Below are 19,084 nucleotides of genomic sequence, written 5' to 3'. Positions count from 1 at the left end.
AGTGGGGGTAGTGTTTTAGAAAGAATGCCTCCGGCGGCCGGGGGGATAATCCCCCCCGGACCCCCTTGCTGGGAAACGTTTTTCAAGGGATTTTTGGCGGTGGTCGGCAATCCGGCGGGCTGTGGACCGGGACGACCGAAGCAGACCCTTGACGGGACCGCCGCTTCCGGGGGTGAAGGGGCTTGCCCGCAGGATTGTCGTCGGGATGCGCTGGCGCATTTCGAGGACGCAAGACGAGGAGGCGGCCATGCGCATTGTTTTTGTCGGCGATTCACTGACGGTCGGTGTTGGCGATCCCCAGTATCTTGGCTGGCCCGGCCGGTTGTGCGCCGCTTCGCCGGCCGCCGGGCTGGGGCTGACCCTGTACAACCTCGGCGTTCGTTCCGAGACCAGCCGCCATATAAAGGCCCGCGTCGCCCGTGAACTGCCGCCCCGGCTGCTGCCCCGCGACGAGTCCCGGGTGGTGCTGTCGTTTGGCGTCAACGACGCCAAGATCGAAAATGGCCGGCGCAAGGTCGAGCTGGCCGATTCCGTGGACAATCTGTTCGACATCGTTTCCCGGGTGGCTGCCATGTGCCCGGTGCTGGTGGTCGGGCCGCCGCCGGTTCTGGACGACGCCTACCGCTGCCGGGTGGAGGAACTCTCCGACGTCTTTGCCGGCACCTGCGCCGAAATGGGCGTGGCCTATCTGGAGATGTGCCGGCCGCTGTGCCGGGAGCGGGCCTATCTGGACAGCCTGGTGGCCGCCGGCGACGGCTACCATCCCGGGGCCGAGGGCTATGCCGCCTTTGCCGCCCGGGTGGCGGCCTGGGACGCCTGGCTGGCCTGGTTCGGCCTGGCCTGATTTTCTTTTTTTGCCTCCGGCGGCAAAGGGGTGACCCCTTTGGAATCCCTCCTGGAAGGCAGGGGTTCATGCAGCGGAGGCATGGTGTGCCCTCTGCCGTAACCCCCTTAAAACTTTTCCCGTCGGGGGGTCCGGGGGCCTCAGGCCCCCGGCCGCCGGAGGCATTCCCCCTCTTCCTCCTATAACCCGTGCGGCACGGCCTCAAAAAGCGAGATGGCCGGGCCGAGGAGGGCGCAGGTGACTCCGGCCAGGATCATGACCAGTCCGGCGATGGCTCCTTCCTCTTCGCCTTCTTCAAGCGCCCGGGCCACGCCGGCCCCGTGCGCCCCCATGCCGAGCATGGCTCCCCGGGCCAGGGCCGAGCGCAGGGGCAGCACTTTGAGCAGCATCCCGCCCAGCGACGCCCCAAGTACGCCCGTGGCAATGACGCACACGGCCGCCAGATCCGGCGCGCCGCCCACTTGCTTGGCAAAGTCCATGGCAAAGGGTGTGGTGATCGAGCGGGGCAACACCGACAGCCGCATGCCTGCCGGCAGCCCGAGCAGCCCCGAAAGCAGCCAGGAGCCGCCAAAGGCCAGCAGACAGCCAAACCCCACCCCCACGGCCAGGGTCGGCCAGTGGCGGCGAATGAGCGCGCGATGCTCGTAGATGGGCACGGCAAAGGCCACCGTGGCCGGCCCGAGCAAGAGCAACAGCCATTGCCCGCCGCGCATGTATTCGCGGTAGCCTGTGTGCAGGACCACGGTCAGGCCAAGGCACAGAACGCAGGTTAACAGCAGCGGCGAGGTCCACCAGGCGCGCAGGTAATGGTGGGCGATGCGCGACAGGACATAGGCGGCAAGGGTTGCCGCCAGCCAAAACAGGGGGGTAGAGCTAGCGAACATGGCGCGACCTCAGATGCATGGAAAGTTCGACGATTAGGGCCGTGCCGATCATTACCGACACGATGCCGGCCACGATGACGGCCAGCAGTTTGAGCCCAAGCGGGCTGACCAGTTCCGCGTGGTCGCGCAGGGTGATCACGGCCGGAACGAAAAAGAGCAGCATGTGGTTTAATAGCCCCTTGGCCCCCAGGGTCAGGCGCGAGGCGCGCAACCGGCCGGTGGCCAACAGGGCCAGCAGCACCAGCATGCCAAGGACGCCGCCGGGCACGGGCAATCCCGCTGCCTTGGCTGCCGCGTCGCACACCCACCACACCGCGATAAAAAAGACCGTCTGGCCCGCCGTTTCCACGAACGCGCGCACCCGGCCAGTATGATTTAAAATTGTTTCATGCATAAGACAGGCTCCTTGCCTGCCTAGGAGATAGGTTCGGGCTGCCCATTTGTGAAATGAATTGTCGGAATGAAAACTATTCCATATTGGAATGGGCATGGAACTACGCAATCTCAAGGCCTTTGTGGAAGTGGTGCGGCTTGGCGGGTTTTCCAAGGCGGCCCGGTCGCTTTTCTCCACCCAGTCCACGGTGAGCAAGGCCGTTTCCCAGTTGGAGCAGGAGTTTGGCGAGGCGCTGCTGGAGCGGCTTGCCACCGGGGCGCGGGCGACCGTGGCCGGCGAGCTGGTCTATGCCCGGGCGGTTGCCATGCTGGCCGAGGGCGAACATCTCTTGGCCGAATTGTCCGATCTGCGCGGCCTCATTTCCGGGCGGCTGCGCCTGGGGCTGCCCATCTTCGGCAGCGCCCGGCTTTTTGCCCCGCTTTTCGCCGAATACCGCAGCCGCTATCCGGGCGTTGAAATCGAACTCATGGAGCAGGGCAGTGCCCGGCTGGAAGAGGCGCTGGTGGCCGGCGAGGTGGAGTTGGCCGTGTCGCTTCTGCCCATTGCCGAGGCCTTTTCCTGGCAGCCGGTGCGCGATGATCCCATGGTGGCGGTGCTGGCGGCCGACCATCCGCTGCGCGACCGCCAATCCCTGCGTCTGGCCGAGCTGTCGGCGGATCCGTTCATCCTCTTCGAGCAGGGCTTTGCCCTCAATCCCCGCATCGAACACGCCTGCTCCCTGCGGGGATTCACCCCGCGCGCCGCCGCCCGCAGCGGCCAGGTCGACTTCATCATCGCTCTGGTGGCCGCCGGTCTTGGCGTGGCGCTCTTGCCGCGCATCCTGACCGAAGGGCGCGATCTCGCCCCGCTGGGTGTGGTGCTCTTGGACGAGACCGATCTGCGCTGGCGGGCGGCGCTCCTGTGGCGCAAAGGGGCGCGCCTGTCCCCGGCCGCCCGGGCCTGGCTGGCCCTGGCCCGCGAGAAGTTGCCGCTGGGAGGTGAGGGGAGAGGAGAAGAGCAATGATAAAGAGAAGAGAATCGGGGCGCTGCCCCGAGCCCCGCCGGGGGGATGATCCCCCCGGACCCCTGCAAGGGGGGAAAGGGGTAAAGGGGAAGACGGGCGAAGAAAATCGGGGCTTTGCCCCGAGCCCCACCGGGGGGATGATCCCCCGGACCCCGGCAAGTGGAGAAAGGGGTAAGGGGAAGACGGGCAAAGAGAATCGGGGCGTTGTCCCGAGCCCTGCCAGGGGGATGATCCCCCCGGACCCCGGCAAGGGGGGAAAGGGGGCGGTGGTCAGGCGGTGGCGGGCTCCACGCGGCACAGGCTGCATTTGAGGGGTTCTGCCCCGCAGTCCGGGTCGAAATGCTCGTGGCCGAAAAGCAGGTTGACGCAGCTCTCCCGCCAGCCGTGCTCCGGGCCGGGCCGCTCCGGATACCACCAGCCGTGGTCGGCCTGGACCACGTCCGGGGGGAGCCCGTCATCGGGGCGAAGCGTCAGTTTCGCCCGGCCGGCCGGGGTGACCACCCAGACCGGGTCCCCCGCGCCAAGACCCAGGGCGGCGGCGGTGACGGGATGGACCGCCACCTGCGGGACCGGCCGCAGCCGGCGCAGGGAATCGATCTGCCGCCCCTCGGAATGGAAAAAAGGCAGGACCTTGCAGCCGGTCATGAGAATGAGCGGATAGCGGGCGGCCACCTCCGGCGAGGAAACAGGCGACAGCGGCGGCTCCACATAGATAGGCAGGCTTGGCCGGCCCATCCTGGCCATGATCGAACTGGCCAGTTCCACCCGGCCGCTTGGCGTGGGGAAGCCGTCCGCCTCGTGCTTGCGGTAGCGCATCTCGCCAAGCAGGATGCCCTTTTCGGCAAAGGCCGCAAAATCCAGGCCCGACGGTTCCAGGAGCCAGTCCAGATAGGCCGGCCGGTCGGGCCAGGGAAAGGCTTCGTCAAGGCCCAGGCGGTGGGCCAGAGCCAGAATCACGTCGCGGTCGTCGCGGATTTCGCCCGGATCAAGGACGCTTCGCCGGGCCAGTACGCACCAGATCTTGTGGAAATAGACCACATCGTCCTGCTCCAGCCAGTGGGCTGCCGGCAACACCAGATCGGCCAGCTCGGCGGCCGGGGTCATGAACAGATCCGAAACCACCGTGAATTCCAGATGGTCGCGCAAGGCCGCCTCCACCACGTCGCCGCGCGTGGCCGTCAGCATGGGATTGGTGCCGACCAGCCAGACCGCCCGGGGCCGATACGGCCGGCCGGTCAGGCAGGCGTCCCAGAAGCTGGGCTGGTGGCAGCCCGGCACAAAGGGGAACCGGCCGGCTCCGATCATCCGGCCCTTCTGCTCGGGCGAGAGAAACTGCATCCCCAGGATATTCTTGTCTTCCTGGGGCGATTTGCAGCGCACCCCGGCCGGCGGCACCCAGCGCACCATGCCGCCCGGCACGTCGAGGTTGCCGGTGATGGCCATAAGAAGCAGCAGCGCCCGGCCGGTCTGGAAGGCGTTGACGCTGGTGTCGATGCCGTTGCCCCACAGCAGGCAGGCGGGCCTGGCCGTGGCAAAGGCCCGGGCCGCCCGGCGGATGTCCTCGGCAGCCACCCGGGTGATGGGCGCGGCCCAGTCCGGGGAAAAGGCGGCCACATGGGCGGCTAACTCGGCAAAACCCTGGCAATGCCGGGCCACGAAGTCGTGGTCGTAGAGCGCCTCGCCGATGATGACGTGGAGCAGGGCCAGGGCCAGGGCGCATTCGGTGCCGGGGCGCAGTTGCAGATGGAGGCCGGCGGCGGCGGCGGTTTTGGTGCGCCGGGGATCGGCCACAATGACCTGGCCCGCCTGGCGCATGGCCCTTTTCACCATGGAGCCGCACAGGCCGTCGGCCGCGCCGGTCTCCATGGAATTGCAGCCAAAGACAAAGATGCAGGCCGGGGAGGCCCCGCCGCGCCCGTAGACGTCGGCCACCGGCAGCCAGCCCACGGTCAGGGCCGAGGCGATGTTTCGGGGCAGGAAGCAGTTGTGGCCCGGCGAGACGAAATTGGGCGAGCCCAGGGCGTGGATGAAGCGGCCGGTAAATTCCGTGTAGGGCCGCCCGGTCCCCTGGCAAAGCGCGATATATTCCGGGCCGGACTCCCGGCGCACCGTGCCGAAGGTGGCGGCCATGAGGTCCAGAGCCTCGTCCCAGGCAATCGGTTCGTAGCGGCCGCTGCCCCGTGGCCCGACGCGCTTTAAGGGGCGGCGCAGCCGATCCGGGTGGTTGGCCTGTTCGATGGCGGCCGCGCCCTTGGGGCAGAGGTAGCCATGGCTGGTCGGGCTGTCCGGGTCGCCGGTGACCTTGACCGGCCGGCCCTCGGCGTCGCAGTGGACCAGCACCTGGCACACGCCGTGGCAGCCGCGGCAGGAAGTCCGCACGATGGAGGCAGGGGCCATGGGCATCTCCGTTGTTTCAGGAGAGGTGTGCCTGCAAGCCTTGATTGCGTCAATGCGGCGGGAAAAAGCAGGCGGCCCGCTGCGTCCAGGGCCAGAGCCGGCAGGACGCAACGGGCCGCGATGGGGCAGGGGCAGTCGAGGCCGCTATTTCTTCATGGACTCGTAGACATGGCCCACGAGCTTTTCCGAAGGCGTCAGGGTCTGGCTGCCGGGAACCCATTTGGCCGGGCAGGCTTCGGCCGGGTTGGCGCGCAGATAGACGTTGGCCTGGCACTTGCGCAGCAGCTCGTCGGCGTTGCGGCCGACATTGTAGAAGTTGACTTCCTTGGACACCAGCATCCCGTCGGGATTGATGATGAACGTGCCGCGAAGGGCCAGTCCCGACTCCTCGTCGTAGACGCCGAAGTAGCGCGACACCTTGCCGGTGGGGTCGGCGGCCATTTTGAACTTGACGTTTTCCAGCAGCTTCTCGGTGGTGCGCCAGGCCAGGTGGGCAAACTCGGTGTCGGTGGACACGGAGAAGACCTCAAAGCCCAGTTTCACCAGTTCTTCGTGCTTGGTGGCCAGATCGGCCAGTTCGGTCGGGCACACGAAGGTGAAGTCGGCCGGGTAGAAGAACAGGATGGTCCATTTGCCGGCTTCCTGGATCTGCTCCATGTCCATCTCGCCGAAAAAGCCTTCGACCGGGTCGTAGACTTTGAGCGAGAAATCAGCCACCGGCTGGCCAACGGAAGCGGCCGGGATTTCGTCGCCGCCGCAGCAATCGTCGTCGTCGTATTCGTGCTCGTGTTCATGTTCGTGCATGGGTGCGTCCTCATTGGTTTTTTTAGGTTGTCGGGCAAAGCCCGGAGCAATCATCGTATCAGGTTATGTACCGAGCGCGGCCAAAAGGCAAGAAGGGCGGCACGGCCAAAACGCAGCAAACCATCCGTTACAGATAAGGCCGGGCATAGCCTCGGCAAGAGCGGGCCGCATATGGACAAGGCCGGCCTGACCCGTTAGTTTCCCGACCATGAGCAGGCCCTGGGCCGTGCGTCAGGGAGGAACCATGCCAACGCCGCGTCATCGCCGATTCATCCGTTTTCTGTCCGTCCCGGCCCTGATCCTGTCCGTCCTGGCCGTCGGGCCGGCTTTGGCCCAGTCGGTCGACCCATATGGCGACTGCTGCGTGGCCAAGGTGGTCATGACCGGCGTTACCACCTGGGACGTCACCTGCGGTTCCTGTGCGGCCAATCCCGGCGTTTATACCATCAGCCAGCCGGACCCGGAAAAACTCACCTTCATCGGTCCGGGCGGCATCATGGCCGACAGCCGCTACGACGCCGCTGCCGCCGTGTGCCAGTGTCCGTCCCAGGACAGCCGCCGGGCCTTTGAAAAAAAGATGCGCACCTACGACGGCAATTAGGCCGGAGCCTTGGAACCCGCCGCCGCGTCTGCAAGGCGGCCCGGGAAACCGCATCCGGTCCGGGCGGCCCGGCATCCCGCCGACAGCCGGCCCACGACAGGCCGCATGCGGCCCGTTTTGCGCCGCCGGCCGGCCGTGGTCCGGGACCGGGCGGACAGTCCGCTTTTGGGCTGCCTGACCCGCCCGGCCGGGCCAGACCCCTTCCTTTTCCGCTTTGCCCTGCCACTCCCGGCCTGCCCGGCCGCCTGCCGCCGCACCGTCCCGGACTCCGGGCGGGCGGCCAGCCGGATGTGGCCCGGTCCGGGCTTGCCCTGCGCCGCCAATTCCCTTCGGGATGCCTTTCCACTCCCGGTTCCCGGCCCATGCTTCGGGCCATGGCCAGTGCCGCCGGCAGCGGCTCAGGTGCCTATGCCCTATTGTCGGGAAACTGGCAATAGGAATGATTCCTGTTCTCACCCGTACAACACCAAACCTAAAGAGAGAACGTCAATGGACAGAGGCTTGAAACGGAAGCTGGCTTGGGGTGTGATTGCGGTGTGTCTGGCCGGCCAAGCTGGCCTTGCCGGCTGTGCGGGCCGGGGCCAGACTGCCGGGCCGGGTGCGGCCGTGGCCGGCGGGGCAAACGTCTACCGGGTGTCTGCGCCGCTCGTCAACTTGTTGGCCTGCCCGAGCCAGACCTGCGAGGTGCTCGAGGACCTGGGCGACGGCGCGCAGGTGGCGGTCACGGCGGTGATTCCCGGTGGCTGGCTGGAGGTGCATTCCCTGGCCTCGGGCCGGGACGGGTATCTGTTGGCCCGGTTTGTGTCGAAGCCGTGACCCTGCATCCGGCGGGGATTGTGAAAATTCGGATTATCATGACTTTGAAAGGGTAAAATTCGCGAAAAAATGGGGAAACAGCTTTTCAGCCGTTGGTATTTTCCCTATGATACAATTGCCTTGTAACAGAAGCTATTCTTGTGCAAATTTTCACGGTCCCCGTTCCCGGGAGTCCGCTCCCGGCCGGCACTGGAGGCGTTTATGCGTTTGACCCTCACCGGAAAGATCATTGCCCTGCTTCTTTTTACCGTAGCCCTGCTGACTCTGGCCACCTCCGTCACGGTCCACGTGTATCTTTCCGACGGGCTCAACCGCATGAGCCAAAACGAGATCGACACCAAGGCCGACGCCGTGGATTCGATGCTCAAGGAAGCCAGCCAGGAAGTGCGGGGCGTGACCTATCTCCTCGCCAGCCGGCCGGATATTGCCGCAGCCATCACGGCCAAGGACACGGCCCGGCTCGTGGCCATTGCCAAGGAAGCCCAGCGCGAACTGCGGATTGAATTCGTCACCATTGCCGACGCCCAGGGCGTGGTGGTGGCCCGGGGCCATTCCGACAAGATCGGCGATTCCGTCAAAAACCAGATCAACGTGCAAAAGGCCCTGGCCGGACAAGGGTCGGTCGGCCTGGAAGAGGGCACGGCCGTCAAGTTTTCCCTGCGGGCCGGCTACCCGGTCTACCTGGACGGCAAGATCGTCGGTTCCGTCACCACCGGCATCAATCTGTCCTCCAGCAACGCCTTTGTTGACGAGATGAAAAAGGTGCTCGGCACCGAATCGACCATCTTTTACGGCGACACCCGCGTGGCCACCACCCTCGAGCGCGACGGCAAGCGGGTCGTCGGCACCAGGATGGACAATCCGCTCGTCCTTGAGGCGGTGCTCAACAAGGGCGGCCGTTTCTTAAACGTCAACAAGATTCTCGGCCAGGACTACAACACGGCCTACTGGCCCATGTACGGGGCTGACGGCAAGATCGCCGGCATGATGTTTATCGGCCGCGACCGGGCCTCCATTGCCGCCACCGAGCGCACCATCATGTATTCGACCCTGACCGCCTCCTGTGTCGTGGCCCTGATTGTCATGGTCGTGGGCTTTTTCACGGCCCGGGGCATGACCGCGCCCTTGCGCCGGGTCATGGATCTGGCCCGCAAGGTGTCGCGCGGCGATTTCGACGCCGTGGCCGAGGGCCGCTTCTCCGGCGAAATGGCCGAACTCAAGAACACCATCGAGCGGATGGTGGTCAGCCTCAAGGCCAAGATTGCCGAGGCCGAGGCCATGAGTTGCGAGGCCAACGAAGAGGCCAAGTGCGCCGAGGCCGCCCGGGCCGAGGCGGAAAAGGCCCGCAGCATGGCCGAAGTGGCCAAGCGCGAGGGCATGGCCGAGGCGGCCGAGAATCTCGGCGTGGTCATCGAGAGCATCATTGCCGCATCCGGGCAGCTCGAATCCCAGGTGGAGCAGGTGCGAAACGGGGCCGACCACCAGCGCGACCGTCTGCGCGAAGTGGTGGAAGCCATTGCCCAGATGACCTCCACCGTCCTTGACGTGGCTAAAAACGCCTCCCGGGCCGCCCAGTCCGCCGAGGACACCAAGACCAAGGCCTCGGCCGGTGCGGCCGTGGTCGAGGAATCCATGCGCTCGATTGACCGGGTCAACACCGTGTCGTCCGATCTCAAGGGCGCCATGGGCGCTTTGGGCGAGCAGACCCAGGCCATCGGCCGGGTCATGTCCGTTATTTCCGATATTGCCGACCAGACCAACCTGCTGGCCCTTAATGCCGCCATCGAGGCGGCCCGGGCCGGCGAGGCCGGGCGCGGGTTTGCCGTGGTGGCCGATGAGGTCCGAAAGCTGGCCGAGAAGACCATGACCGCCACCAAGGAAGTGGGGCAGGCGGTGGTCAGCATCCAGCAGTCGGTGTCGGGCAATATCGTGAATGTGGACAAGGCCGGGCAGGCCGTGGCCGAGGCCACCGAGCTGGCCGGCCGTTCCGGCGAGGTGTTGCGCGAGATTTTGGCCCTGGCCGAGGCCAGCGCCCGCGAGGTGGCCGGCATTGCCGCCGCTTCCGAGCAGCAGTCGGCTGCGGCCGAGGAGATCAACCGGGCCATGAACGAGGTCAGCGAGGTGGTGGAAACCACCAGCAACGGGATGCACGAGTCGGCCCAGGCCGTCCACGCCCTGGCCGATCTGTCCGGCGACATGGACGAGATTATCGTCAAGCTGCGAAACGGCTAAGCGGCCCGGCCGCCTGACGTTTTCCAGGGCCTCCCTGCCGGACCGGAACCCAGTTCCGGTCCGGCAGGGAGGCCCTGTCTTTTTTTGCTCCGCTTCCGCTCGCCGGCCTGAGCCCCACCGGACAGTCAAAACAAGCTCCCTCCAGGTGGGATTCCAAAGGGCTCAGCCCTTTGCCGCCGGAGGCACTCTTCCGCTTCTCTCACACGCCCCCCGGCCGCCGGAGGCACTCTTCCTTCTTTTCTCCCCCTCTCCTGCACCGCCGTCCAACTTGCGCACCAGACCGTCGTACTGGCGCAGTTGCTCGGCCAGGAAGCCTTGTTCGCCGTGGAAGACCAGGGCCGAGCGCGGGCAGACGAGGTAGCAGTACAGGCACTCCAGGCAGCCGGTGCGGTCGCCGCTTGCGGCCACGGCCACGGGATCGAGCCCGGCCGGGCAGTAGCGGCGGCAGGCCCCGCAGTCGTTGCAGGCCGCCCGGTCGAGGGTCAGGCCGGTGCAGTGCATCTCGTCGCGGCAAAAGACGTCCTGGCGCAGGCCGGTTTTAAAGAGCAGGTGCCCGAACCAGTCCGTGCCGGCCAGCCAGGTGAAAAAGGCGGTGTTGCGCACGGCCAGGAAGTACTTCTGGCGTTTGGGGCTGTGGATGAAGGTGGCCAGCCGGCCGGCCAGCGGCGGGGCCAGGGGCCGGCCGGCCAGAAGCGGCAGGGGGAGCGTGTCCAGGAAGGCGTCCATGGCCGGGGGGATGAGCCCCCGCCGCCTTGCTTCGGCCAGGGGCCGGACCTTGGCCTCGGGGTAGCCGGCCAGGCGGGCGCAGGCCGCATCGATCAGGAACGGGTCCTCGCCGAAAATGAGCGTGTCCAGGCGCACGGGCGTGCCCCGGGTGGGGCCGAGGCCCTCCATGGCGATCAGGGCGTCGACGATGGCCAGGGCCGGACGCAGGGCCACATTGATGTTGACGATGTTGGCAGCCAGGCTTTGGTGGGTTTTTTTCTTGTTTTCCTGGCCGACCAGACAGCCCATGAGGTTTTTTAAGCACACCGACATGCCGGCTTCGAAATGGGTCTTGAGCTTGGGCAGGTTGATGACCAGGGCTGCATCCATGACCGGCTGGGCAATGGCCGCCGTGACCCCGTTTTCAAAAGCGATGGGCACGCCCGGGGCGTAGTTGAGGTCCACGGCCTCGTAGCCGAACCGGGCTGCGGCCCGGTCCACCCGCAGCCGTTCGATCACCCCTATTTTATTGCGATAAAACCCGGAATTGGTGCCTTCGCCCACGACCACCCTGCGGTAGCCGGCGTCGTGGAGATGGCCGAGCAGGGCCAGGAGCAGGCGCAGGTCGGTGGTGTTGCCGGTCAGGGCGTTCATGTTGGCGTTGAGGTTGGGTTTGACCAGGATGGCGGCGTCGCGGTCGGCCGGGAAGACGTGGGCGTAGGCCGGCAGGGTCTCGTCGAGGACGCGGCGCACGGCAGCGGCACCCGGGGCATGGCGGACATGGAGGCGGTAGGGGGCGTCGGGCATGGTTTCTTCCTGGAGGGCTGGGCGGTTGGGCGCGAAGGAGAATGCTGGCGGAGCATACCGGGCCGGCCGGGGCAGGGAAAGTGAAACCTCGGCCGGCTCCGAGGCGACATGGAGGGCATGGCAATTCACAACACATCGTGCAACAAACGGATATCCGCGGATTCTGTGCGGCCCCAGTCCATGAACAGGACCGGCCCCGGCCGGACGACGGGAACCGCCATGCGCAAAAAATGCCTGCTCGTTATGGCAGGCGCGGTGCTGCTTGTGGGCCTGGGCGAAATCGCCTGCCGGCTCATCGAACAGGCCTATGATTCGGCCGCGCTCAATCCCACCGGGGACAGCGTCAACCTGACGGCGCTCAACTACAACGACACGACCGTGCCCCGGCGCAAGACGCCCGGGGAGTTTCGCATTTTGGAATTCGGCGATTCCTATGTCTACAGCACGGTCAAGACTGATTTCACCCCCTCAAGCGTGGCTTCCGATCTGCTCGGGCAGGCCGGGGCGTCGACCCGGATGGTCAATCTCGGCGAGCCGGGGACTTCGTTTCACCAGTACCGCAAGGCCATGCGCCATTGGGCCGGATTGATCGAGGCCGATGCCCTGGTGGTGGGGGTGTTTCTTGGCAACGACTGCGTGGAGGTGGCCCGGCGCATCGTGCCCGATGATCTGCCGGTCAACGGCTGGTTGCGGGACAATTTCGTGGAAATCACTACCGGGCGCAAACGGCTGACCGGTGCACGCCACGGGCACGGGTTGCGGCTGATCGATTTTGTCGTCGACGCCGTCAATATCGAAACCACTGGACAATACGTCACCATGGACGTCCCCGAACCGCATTCCGGCCTCTACAGCCCATTGCCGGAAGCCAGGTTCCTGGAACTGACCCGGCTTTTTGCCGTGGCCGGAGAGCCGGCGCACAGTGCCGAGCTGGCTCCGGGCTGGCAGGCCCTGGCCGAGACCGGACGGGACTTGTCCCGGCTTGGCCGGGAGCGGGGGATGCGGGTGGCGGTGGTGCTGTCCCCGGCCGAAGTGGCGGTCAATGCCGGGCTGTGGCGCAAGGCCGCCTTGGAGGCCGGCATCGATCCGCAGTCCTTTGACCCGACCCTGCCCGGACGCATGGCCGAGGCGGTCCTGGCCAAGGTGGCCCCGGATGTGGCGGTGCTCGATCTGACGCCTGTTTTCGCCTGCGCCGCCGCCCGGGGGGACGTCTTGTATCCGCCCCGGGAAATCCATTGGAATGCGGCCGGCAACCGGCTGGCCGGCCAGGCCCTGGCCCGTTTCGTGGACCGGACCTGGCTTGGCCTGCCAAAGGACGCCCTGGACGGGGCCGACCCCTGCCTGGACGCGGCGCCGCTTCCGGCCGGGCCGGCCAACCTGGAGGCCTGTCTGGCGGCTGCCGGGCCGTTTGCCGGACCGGCCCGGCCTTAGCGCAGGGTCAGGGCGGCCACGGCCTCGATGTGGGCCGTGTGGGGGAACAGATCCACCGGCGTCACCTGGGCCACGTCGTAGAGCTCGGCCAGGACCTTGAGGTCCCGGGCCAGGGTGGCCGGGTTGCAGGAGACGTAGACGATGCGCTTGGGGGCAACGCGCATAAGCGCGGCCAGCACCTCGGCGCTGGCTCCGGCCCGGGGCGGGTCGATGACGGCCACGGCCGGCTGGGTGTGGACCAGCTCCTCCAGGGCCACCGAGGCGTCGCCGGCCCGGAACACGCAGTTTTCCACCTCGGACAGTTCGGCCGAGGCCTTGGCGCTTTCCACCGCCCGGATGTCGATGTCCAGGCCGTAGACGGTCTTGAAATGCGGGGCCAGGGTCAGGGCGATGCCGCCGCAGCCGCAGTAGAGGTCCCAGGCCGCCCCTTCGGGGTCGCTGCCGGCAGCGGCGGCCACCACGTCGTACAGGGCTGCGGTGGCGGCGGTGTTGGTCTGGATAAAGGCGTCGGGCAGCACCCGGAGGCGCACATTGCCCACATGCTCTTCCAGAAGCGGCCGGCCCAGGGAAAACACCTGGCGCTCGCCCACGGCCACGGCTGTGGAGGCCCGGCGCACCGAATGGACAAAGCCCGTCACCTCGGGGAATTTCTTCATGAGCGTCTCGCCCAGGGCGTGGACCGCGTCGCCGGCCCCGCGGGCCGGTCCGGTGATCATGTGGACCAGACGCGCCCCGGTGGCTGCGGACTGGCGAAGGACCAGATGCCGCCACACGCCCTTGCTGGTGCGGGCGTCAAAAGACCCGAGGCCGGTATCCAGGCAGACCTTTCGCAGGTAGCCCACCATTTCGGCCGCCCAGGGGTCCATCAAGGGACAGGTCTCGATATCGAGCACCCGGTTGGGGCGGGTGCGCTCGTGCAGGCCCAGATAGAGCTTGCCGGCAAAGGCGAATTCCATCTTGTTGCGGTAGCCGTAGATGGCCGGCGAGGGGATGGTCGCGGCCACGGGCAGGTCCTGGAAACCGCCCAGGCGGGCCAGGGATTCGACCACCTGTTCGCGCTTCCAGAAAAGCTGGGCGTCGTAGTCGAGATCCTGCCAGACGCAGCCGCCGCAGACCCCGAAATGGGGGCAGACCGGGGCCACGGCCTGGGGCGAGGCGGTCAGGGTCGTTACGACCCTGGCCTCGGCAAAGCCCTTTTTCACTTTTTCCACCCGGGCCAAAACAGTCGCCCCGGGAAGCCCGCCGTCCACAAAAAATACCAGCCCGTCCAGCCGGGCCACACCTTTGCCGCCAAGAGCCAGCCGGGTCACGGCCAGTTCCACTTCCATTGATTCGCGTATGTCCATGGCGGACTTATGCTCGTGGCCGGGCATCGGCGCAAGGGGCTGGTTTCCCAAAAAACGGCAGGGAGTTCGGGAGTGCTCCGTAACCAATTGCGCACATGGGAAAAATCAGATACCCGAAATCAAGCTGGAGGAGGCCGATGACCCGAAAGCACATCCTGGCCGCGTGCCTTTTGTTCGTGGTCCTGACCCTGGCCATTGCCGGCATGGGGTATCGGGCCAAGATCGACCTTGAGGCCGTGGTCACGGACCAGTTCAACCACCAGCAACTGCTTCTGGCCCAGAAGATCGCCGAGGACATCGGCGATCACTACGCTTTTTTGCGCACCTGCCTGGAGAGCCTGTCGCTTATGTGGCGGGAGGAAACCGCGGCCGAGGGCCGGCCCTGGCTGGCCATGCCGGCTTTTTACAGCATCTTTTCCGAATGGAACGTGGCCGCCCTGGGCGTCATCCGCCCGGGTGGGGACGCGGTGGCCTTTTACGACGGTTCGGGCCGGCCCATGGCTGCTGACGGCCTGTGCTCCGAAGCCTGCCGCCAGGCCTTTGCCACCCCGGTGCGCATGGGCCATATCGCCGTCAGCCGGGTGTTTTGCCCGGAGAACGGTCCGCTGGCCGGCCGGCGGCTCACGGCCATGACCATGCCGCTGGCCGACGATTCCGGCCGAATCGGGGGGCTGGTGCTGCTGGTCGACGCCCTGGCCGTGGCCGGGCGCTATGCCCACAACGTGCGCTCGGGCCAGACGGGCTACGCCTGGGTCTTGGACGACGCCGGGGTGTTTCTCGACCACCATGAAACCGGCTTTATCGGCAAGGAATCCCTGGAAGTGCGCCGCCAGCGCGACGCCAGCATCGACTGGTCGCGCCTGACCTGGCTCATTGAAAACCGGGTCATGGCCGGGCAGCGCGGCATGGACTGGTATGTTTCCGGCTGGCACCGGGGGTCTATCGGGCTGGTCAAGAAGTATGTGGCTTTTTCTCCGGTGTCCCTGGCCGGCAGCGAGGACCCGGGCAACCGCTGGGCCGTGGCCCTGGCTGCGCCGGAAGACGAGGTGCAGGGGCTCATCGGCCGGCTGCTCGTGCGCGAATTCGCCATTGTGGGGCTTTTTGAGCTGGTGGTTTTTGCCATGTTCGTGGCCACCATCCACTTTGCCCTGCGCTGGTCGCGCCGGCTTAGGGAAGAACGCGACAAGACTGGCCGGGAACTGCTCGGCGCCCAGGAAAAGCTCATCCGCTCGGCCCGGTTTGCGGCCATCGGCGAGGCCGCGGCCCGGTTGTCCCACGAGATCAAAAATCCGCTCATGCTCATGGGCGGCTTTGCCAATCAGGTCCGGCGGCATCTGCCCGAGGACAGCGCGGATGCGGAAAAGCTCGGCATCATCGAATCGGAGGCCAAGCGCCTGGAAGCCCTCTTAAACGAAGTGCGTGATTTCACCCGGCCGGCTCCGCCGCAGATCGAGCCGCATGACCTGGGGGAAACCCTGGCCGAGTCCCTGGCCCTGATGGCCGGGGCCATGGAGTCCCGGGGCATTGCCGTGGTCACGGATGTTTCCCCGGCACTCGGGGCCGTGCCCCATGACGCGGCGCGCATCAAGCAGGTGCTGCTCAATCTGTTTAAAAACGCGGGCGAGGCCATGGAAGGCGGCGGCAGGCTGACCGTGACGGCGGTGCCTGTGGGGGACAGGGTGCGCCTTTCAGTGGCCGATACCGGCGGCGGCATCCCGGAGGCCATGCGCGCCCGGGTGTTTGATCCCTTTTGCACCACCAAGGAATCCGGCACGGGACTGGGGCTGACGGTGTGCCAGCGCATCGTCGAGGACCACCACGGCGACATCCGCTTTGCCACATCGGAAAAAGGCACCACGTTTACGATTGAACTGCCGCTGCGCTGACGCAACATCGCCCCTCCCCATGCGGGTTTCCAAAGGGGTCACCCCTTTGGCCGCCGGAGGCGCGCTTCCTGCCTTTTGCCTTCCCTCTTCCCCGCAGGTACCACGCTCACGCCGCGTCGGCGATGTGGTTGTGCTTGATGCAGGCGAAGATGTTGGGATGGACTTCGTCGTAGAGCATGGAATCCGGCTCGGTTAGGTCATAGTAGCCGCACCAGATCTCACTGTAGAGGTCGTCCGGCAGGCGGCGCAGATCCAGCCTGCCCAGCCGGCAGGCGACGAGCCGGCCCCGCCACACCAGTTTGGTCTGATAATACCATTGCTCCCGGTGGTTCACCACGGCCCGGTAGCGGTAGTTGGCCAGCAATTTGCCGATGAGGTCCGCTTCGTTGCCAAAGGGAAAATGCATGTTGGTCATGGCGTATCTGCCTCCTGTGGGCGGCCCGGTCGGTTGGCGGGCAGGCCCCGGCCGACCGGATCTGAAGCGAGGGGACGCACCCCGTTTACACCCCTTTCCCTTGGCTAGGGGCCGGGGGGAGCATTCCCCCGGCCGCCGGAGCCGCTCTTTCGACTGCCGCCCCGACAGGCTGCTCCCGGTGGGCTGCGCCCAGAAAACTCTTGGCCCAGCTTCCCGTGCGTCCCTTGGATGAAATCGACGATTGCGACAACATAGGTTCCTCCCGGTCTGTTGCGGTTTGGAGCCGCCGGCTGCGCTTAGCGCCGTCCGCCTCCGTGCGATGATCCGCTCTTAGCGATATTGAAAATCATTGTCAACTAATTGCGTGGCGTTTTCCCTGCTCTTCTCACCGCGGATGGACATGACGGCCCGGTCCGGCACAGGCATCCTTGGTCGCCGAGCCGGCCGGGCTGTATGGGCGGGTGTTGTGCTGCCAACGCCGTCCGGGCCTTTGCAGTCGCGTTTTTATTTGACTCCGTGATTCCTATTCGCCAGAACATAAGTTAATACAAACCGAAGTGTTCCCGGCGGATCGCGTCGCCCGCAGTGCTTGTCTTTGGCCGTGCATCAGCCGCAGTCAGGGTCGCAGTCTCACCGCGCCGTTTCTTGGCGTAACCATGAAGGGCCGGGATGGCGGGATGCCGCCCCCTGCCCGGGCAGGGAAAGGGCTTTGCGCCGGTTCCCGGGCCCAAGGAGGCAGCATGGGCATCCGTCGTCGTGATTTTCTGAAACTCGCCTGCGCCGGCAGCGCCGTGGCCGTCTTCGGCGGGCTTGGCTTCGATCTGCGTCCGGCCCGGGCGGCGGCCGCAATTCTCAAATTGCAGGGGGCCAGGCAGACCACATCCATTTGCTGCTACTGTTCCACGGGCTGCGGCCTGCTCGTCAGCACGGCCAAGGACGGTGCCGGGCGTTGCGTCAACGTCGAGGGCAACCCGGACCATCCGGTGAGCCTGGGGGCGCTGTGCCCCAAGGGATCGAGCATCTGGCAGATGGCCGAAAACGACAGGCGCGTGGTCAAGCCGCTCTACCGCGCCCCCAATTCCGACAAGTGGCAGGAGAAATCCTGGGACTGGACCTTGGCTGAGATCGCCAAGCGGGTAAAGGCCGCCCGCGATGCCGGGTTTATGGCCAAAAACGGCAAGGGCGAGACCGTCAACCGCTGCGAGACCATGGCCTCGGTCGGTTCGGCCGCCCTGGACAACGAGGAATGCTGGGCCTTGCAGTCCCTCATGCGCGCTCTGGGGTTGACCTATATCGAGCATCAGGCGCGCATCTGCCACAGCTCCACCGTGCCGGCCCTGGCCGAAACCTACGGCCGCGGGGCCATGACCAACCACTGGATCGACATCGGTAATGCCGATTGCGTGCTGATCATGGGCGGCAACGCGGCCGAGGCCCATCCGGTCGGGTTTCGCTGGGTCATGGAGGCCAAGAAGCGCGGCGCGCCGCTTATACACGTGGACCCGCGGTTTACCCGCACCTCGTCAAAGGCCGACATCTACGCCCGGCTGCGCTCGGGCACGGACATCGCCTTCCTCGGCGGCATGGCCAAGTACATCCTGGACAACGAGCTGTTCCAGAAGGACTATGTGCTGCAGTACACCAACGCGGCCCTGCTCGTGTCTCCGGATTTCGCCTTCAACGATGGCCTGTTCTCCGGCTATGATCCGGCCGGTCGCAAGTACGACAAGTCCAAGTGGGCCTTTGTGCTTGATGCAAACGGCGCGCCCAAACGCGACGACACCCTGGCCGACCCGCGCTGCGTCATGGCGCTGTTGCGCGCCCACTACGCCCGTTACGATCCGCAGACCGTTTCCAGCGTCACCGGCACGTCGCCGGAAAAACTCCTGGAAGTCTACAAGACCTTCGCCACCACCGGCACGGCGGAGAAGTCCGGGACCATTCTTTACGCCATGGGCTGGACCCAGCATACGGTCGGCGTGCAAAATATCCGCACCATGGCCCTGATCCAGCTGCTGCTCGGCAATATCGGCGTGGCCGGCGGCGGGGTCAACGCCCTGCGCGGCGAGTCCAATGTCCAGGGATCGACGGACGCCGGCCTGCTCTTCCACAGCCTGCCCGGCTACCTGCCCACTCCCCGGGCTCCCCAGAAGACGCTTGCCGACTACTGCGCCTCCGTGACGCCCAAAACCGGCGATCCCAAGAGCCTCAATTGGAAGAAGAACCAGCCCAAGTACATGGCCAGCCTTTTGAAATCCATGTACCTCGACGTGGAGCCGGCGGTTTCCTATGACTGGCTGCCCAAGCTCGAACCCGGCCAGGACGCCTCGTGGCTCACGCTCTTTGACCACATGGGCAAAGGCCGGTTCAAGGGCTTTTTCGCCTGGGGCATGAACCCGGCCGCCAGCAGCGCCAAGCCGGCAAGACCAGGGCCGCCCTGGCGAAGCTTGACTGGATGGTCAACGTCAACCTGTTTGAAAACGAGACCGGTTCGTTTTGGAAGGGACCGGGCGTGACCC

The 19,084-nt window shown here is 66.1% G+C and carries 14 protein-coding genes and 1 pseudogene; 8 read left to right on the top strand and 7 right to left on the bottom strand.

All coding sequences use genetic code 11. The features are described from left to right. The first annotated feature begins 247 nt into the window (after positions 1-247). Positions 248-844, top strand: a complete 597-nt coding sequence (locus tag DVDV_RS16945; RefSeq protein ID WP_075355806.1) for a GDSL-type esterase/lipase family protein — start codon at positions 248-250, stop codon at positions 842-844. A gap of 179 nt (positions 845-1,023) precedes the next feature. Here the strand turns inward: DVDV_RS16945 and DVDV_RS16940 are convergent, their stop codons facing one another. Both DVDV_RS16940 and DVDV_RS16935 read right to left on the bottom strand, forming a co-directional pair. Beyond that, the gene (locus DVDV_RS16940; protein ID WP_075355805.1) at positions 1,024-1,728 is read right to left on the bottom strand and encodes an LrgB family protein; all 705 of its coding nucleotides are present in this window, start codon (positions 1,726-1,728) and stop codon (positions 1,024-1,026) included. Next, positions 1,718-2,122, bottom strand: coding sequence for a CidA/LrgA family protein (locus DVDV_RS16935; protein ID WP_075355804.1), 405 nt, complete (start codon positions 2,120-2,122; stop codon positions 1,718-1,720). Before DVDV_RS16935 ends, DVDV_RS16940 begins: the two co-directional genes overlap by 11 nt. Before the next feature lie 94 nt (positions 2,123-2,216). Between DVDV_RS16935 and DVDV_RS16930 the strand changes: the two genes are divergently transcribed. Then, entirely contained in the window at positions 2,217-3,125 is a 909-nt protein-coding gene (locus DVDV_RS16930) for a LysR family transcriptional regulator (RefSeq protein ID WP_075355803.1), read from the top strand. 270 nt (positions 3,126-3,395) lie between these two features. Here the strand turns inward: DVDV_RS16930 and DVDV_RS16925 are convergent, their stop codons facing one another. Then, positions 3,396-5,522, bottom strand: coding sequence for a molybdopterin-dependent oxidoreductase (locus tag DVDV_RS16925; RefSeq protein WP_254845425.1), 2,127 nt, complete (start codon positions 5,520-5,522; stop codon positions 3,396-3,398). 144 nt (positions 5,523-5,666) lie between these two features. Then, on the bottom strand, positions 5,667-6,326 hold the full coding sequence (locus DVDV_RS16920) for a peroxiredoxin (protein ID WP_075355801.1): 660 nt from the start codon (positions 6,324-6,326) through the stop codon (positions 5,667-5,669). Between the two features lie 244 nt (positions 6,327-6,570). Between DVDV_RS16920 and DVDV_RS16915 the strand changes: the two genes are divergently transcribed. From DVDV_RS16915 to DVDV_RS16900, 3 genes are all read left to right on the top strand, one after another. Continuing rightward, positions 6,571-6,927: a hypothetical protein gene (locus DVDV_RS16915; protein WP_075355800.1), complete on the top strand. Its 357-nt coding sequence runs from the start codon at positions 6,571-6,573 to the stop codon at positions 6,925-6,927. A gap of 501 nt (positions 6,928-7,428) precedes the next feature. Further along, positions 7,429-7,743: a peptide-binding protein gene (locus DVDV_RS16905; protein ID WP_254845424.1), complete on the top strand. Its 315-nt coding sequence runs from the start codon at positions 7,429-7,431 to the stop codon at positions 7,741-7,743. Between the two features lie 201 nt (positions 7,744-7,944). Beyond that, positions 7,945-9,975 (top strand): methyl-accepting chemotaxis protein, encoded by a 2,031-nt coding sequence (locus DVDV_RS16900; RefSeq protein ID WP_075355798.1) that lies wholly within the window; start codon positions 7,945-7,947, stop codon positions 9,973-9,975. Positions 9,976-10,137: 162 nt separating this feature from the next. On the opposite strand, the gene DVDV_RS16895 is transcribed toward DVDV_RS16900, so the two are convergent. Then, positions 10,138-11,487, bottom strand: coding sequence for a DUF362 domain-containing protein (locus DVDV_RS16895; RefSeq protein WP_083634812.1), 1,350 nt, complete (start codon positions 11,485-11,487; stop codon positions 10,138-10,140). Positions 11,488-11,706: 219 nt separating this feature from the next. On the opposite strand from DVDV_RS16895, the gene DVDV_RS16890 reads away from it, so the two are divergent. After that, positions 11,707-12,918: a hypothetical protein gene (locus DVDV_RS16890; RefSeq protein WP_075355797.1), complete on the top strand. Its 1,212-nt coding sequence runs from the start codon at positions 11,707-11,709 to the stop codon at positions 12,916-12,918. Here the strand turns inward: DVDV_RS16890 and rlmD are convergent. Beyond that, positions 12,915-14,264, bottom strand: coding sequence for a 23S rRNA (uracil(1939)-C(5))-methyltransferase RlmD (gene rlmD, locus DVDV_RS16885; protein ID WP_075355807.1), 1,350 nt, complete (start codon positions 14,262-14,264; stop codon positions 12,915-12,917). The genes DVDV_RS16890 and rlmD overlap by 4 nt on opposite strands. A 137-nt stretch (positions 14,265-14,401) precedes the next feature. On the opposite strand from rlmD, the gene DVDV_RS16880 reads away from it, so the two are divergent. Beyond that, the gene (locus DVDV_RS16880; protein ID WP_075355796.1) at positions 14,402-16,150 is read left to right on the top strand and encodes a sensor histidine kinase; all 1,749 of its coding nucleotides are present in this window, start codon (positions 14,402-14,404) and stop codon (positions 16,148-16,150) included. Between the two features lie 106 nt (positions 16,151-16,256). Here the strand turns inward: DVDV_RS16880 and DVDV_RS16875 are convergent, their stop codons facing one another. Continuing rightward, positions 16,257-16,565: a hypothetical protein gene (locus tag DVDV_RS16875; protein ID WP_075355795.1), complete on the bottom strand. Its 309-nt coding sequence runs from the start codon at positions 16,563-16,565 to the stop codon at positions 16,257-16,259. Positions 16,566-17,305: 740 nt separating this feature from the next. On the opposite strand from DVDV_RS16875, the pseudogene fdnG reads away from it, so the two are divergent. Then, positions 17,306-19,084: pseudogene (gene fdnG, locus DVDV_RS16870) on the top strand (formate dehydrogenase-N subunit alpha); the annotation flags it as partial.

Source organism: Desulfovibrio sp. DV, from assembly GCF_001936595.1.
In the GTDB taxonomy this organism is placed as follows: Bacteria; Desulfobacterota; Desulfovibrionia; order Desulfovibrionales; family Desulfovibrionaceae; genus Solidesulfovibrio.
The sequence above is the reverse complement of the archived record's forward strand: the minus strand, read 5'-3'. Positions and strand labels throughout refer to the sequence as shown.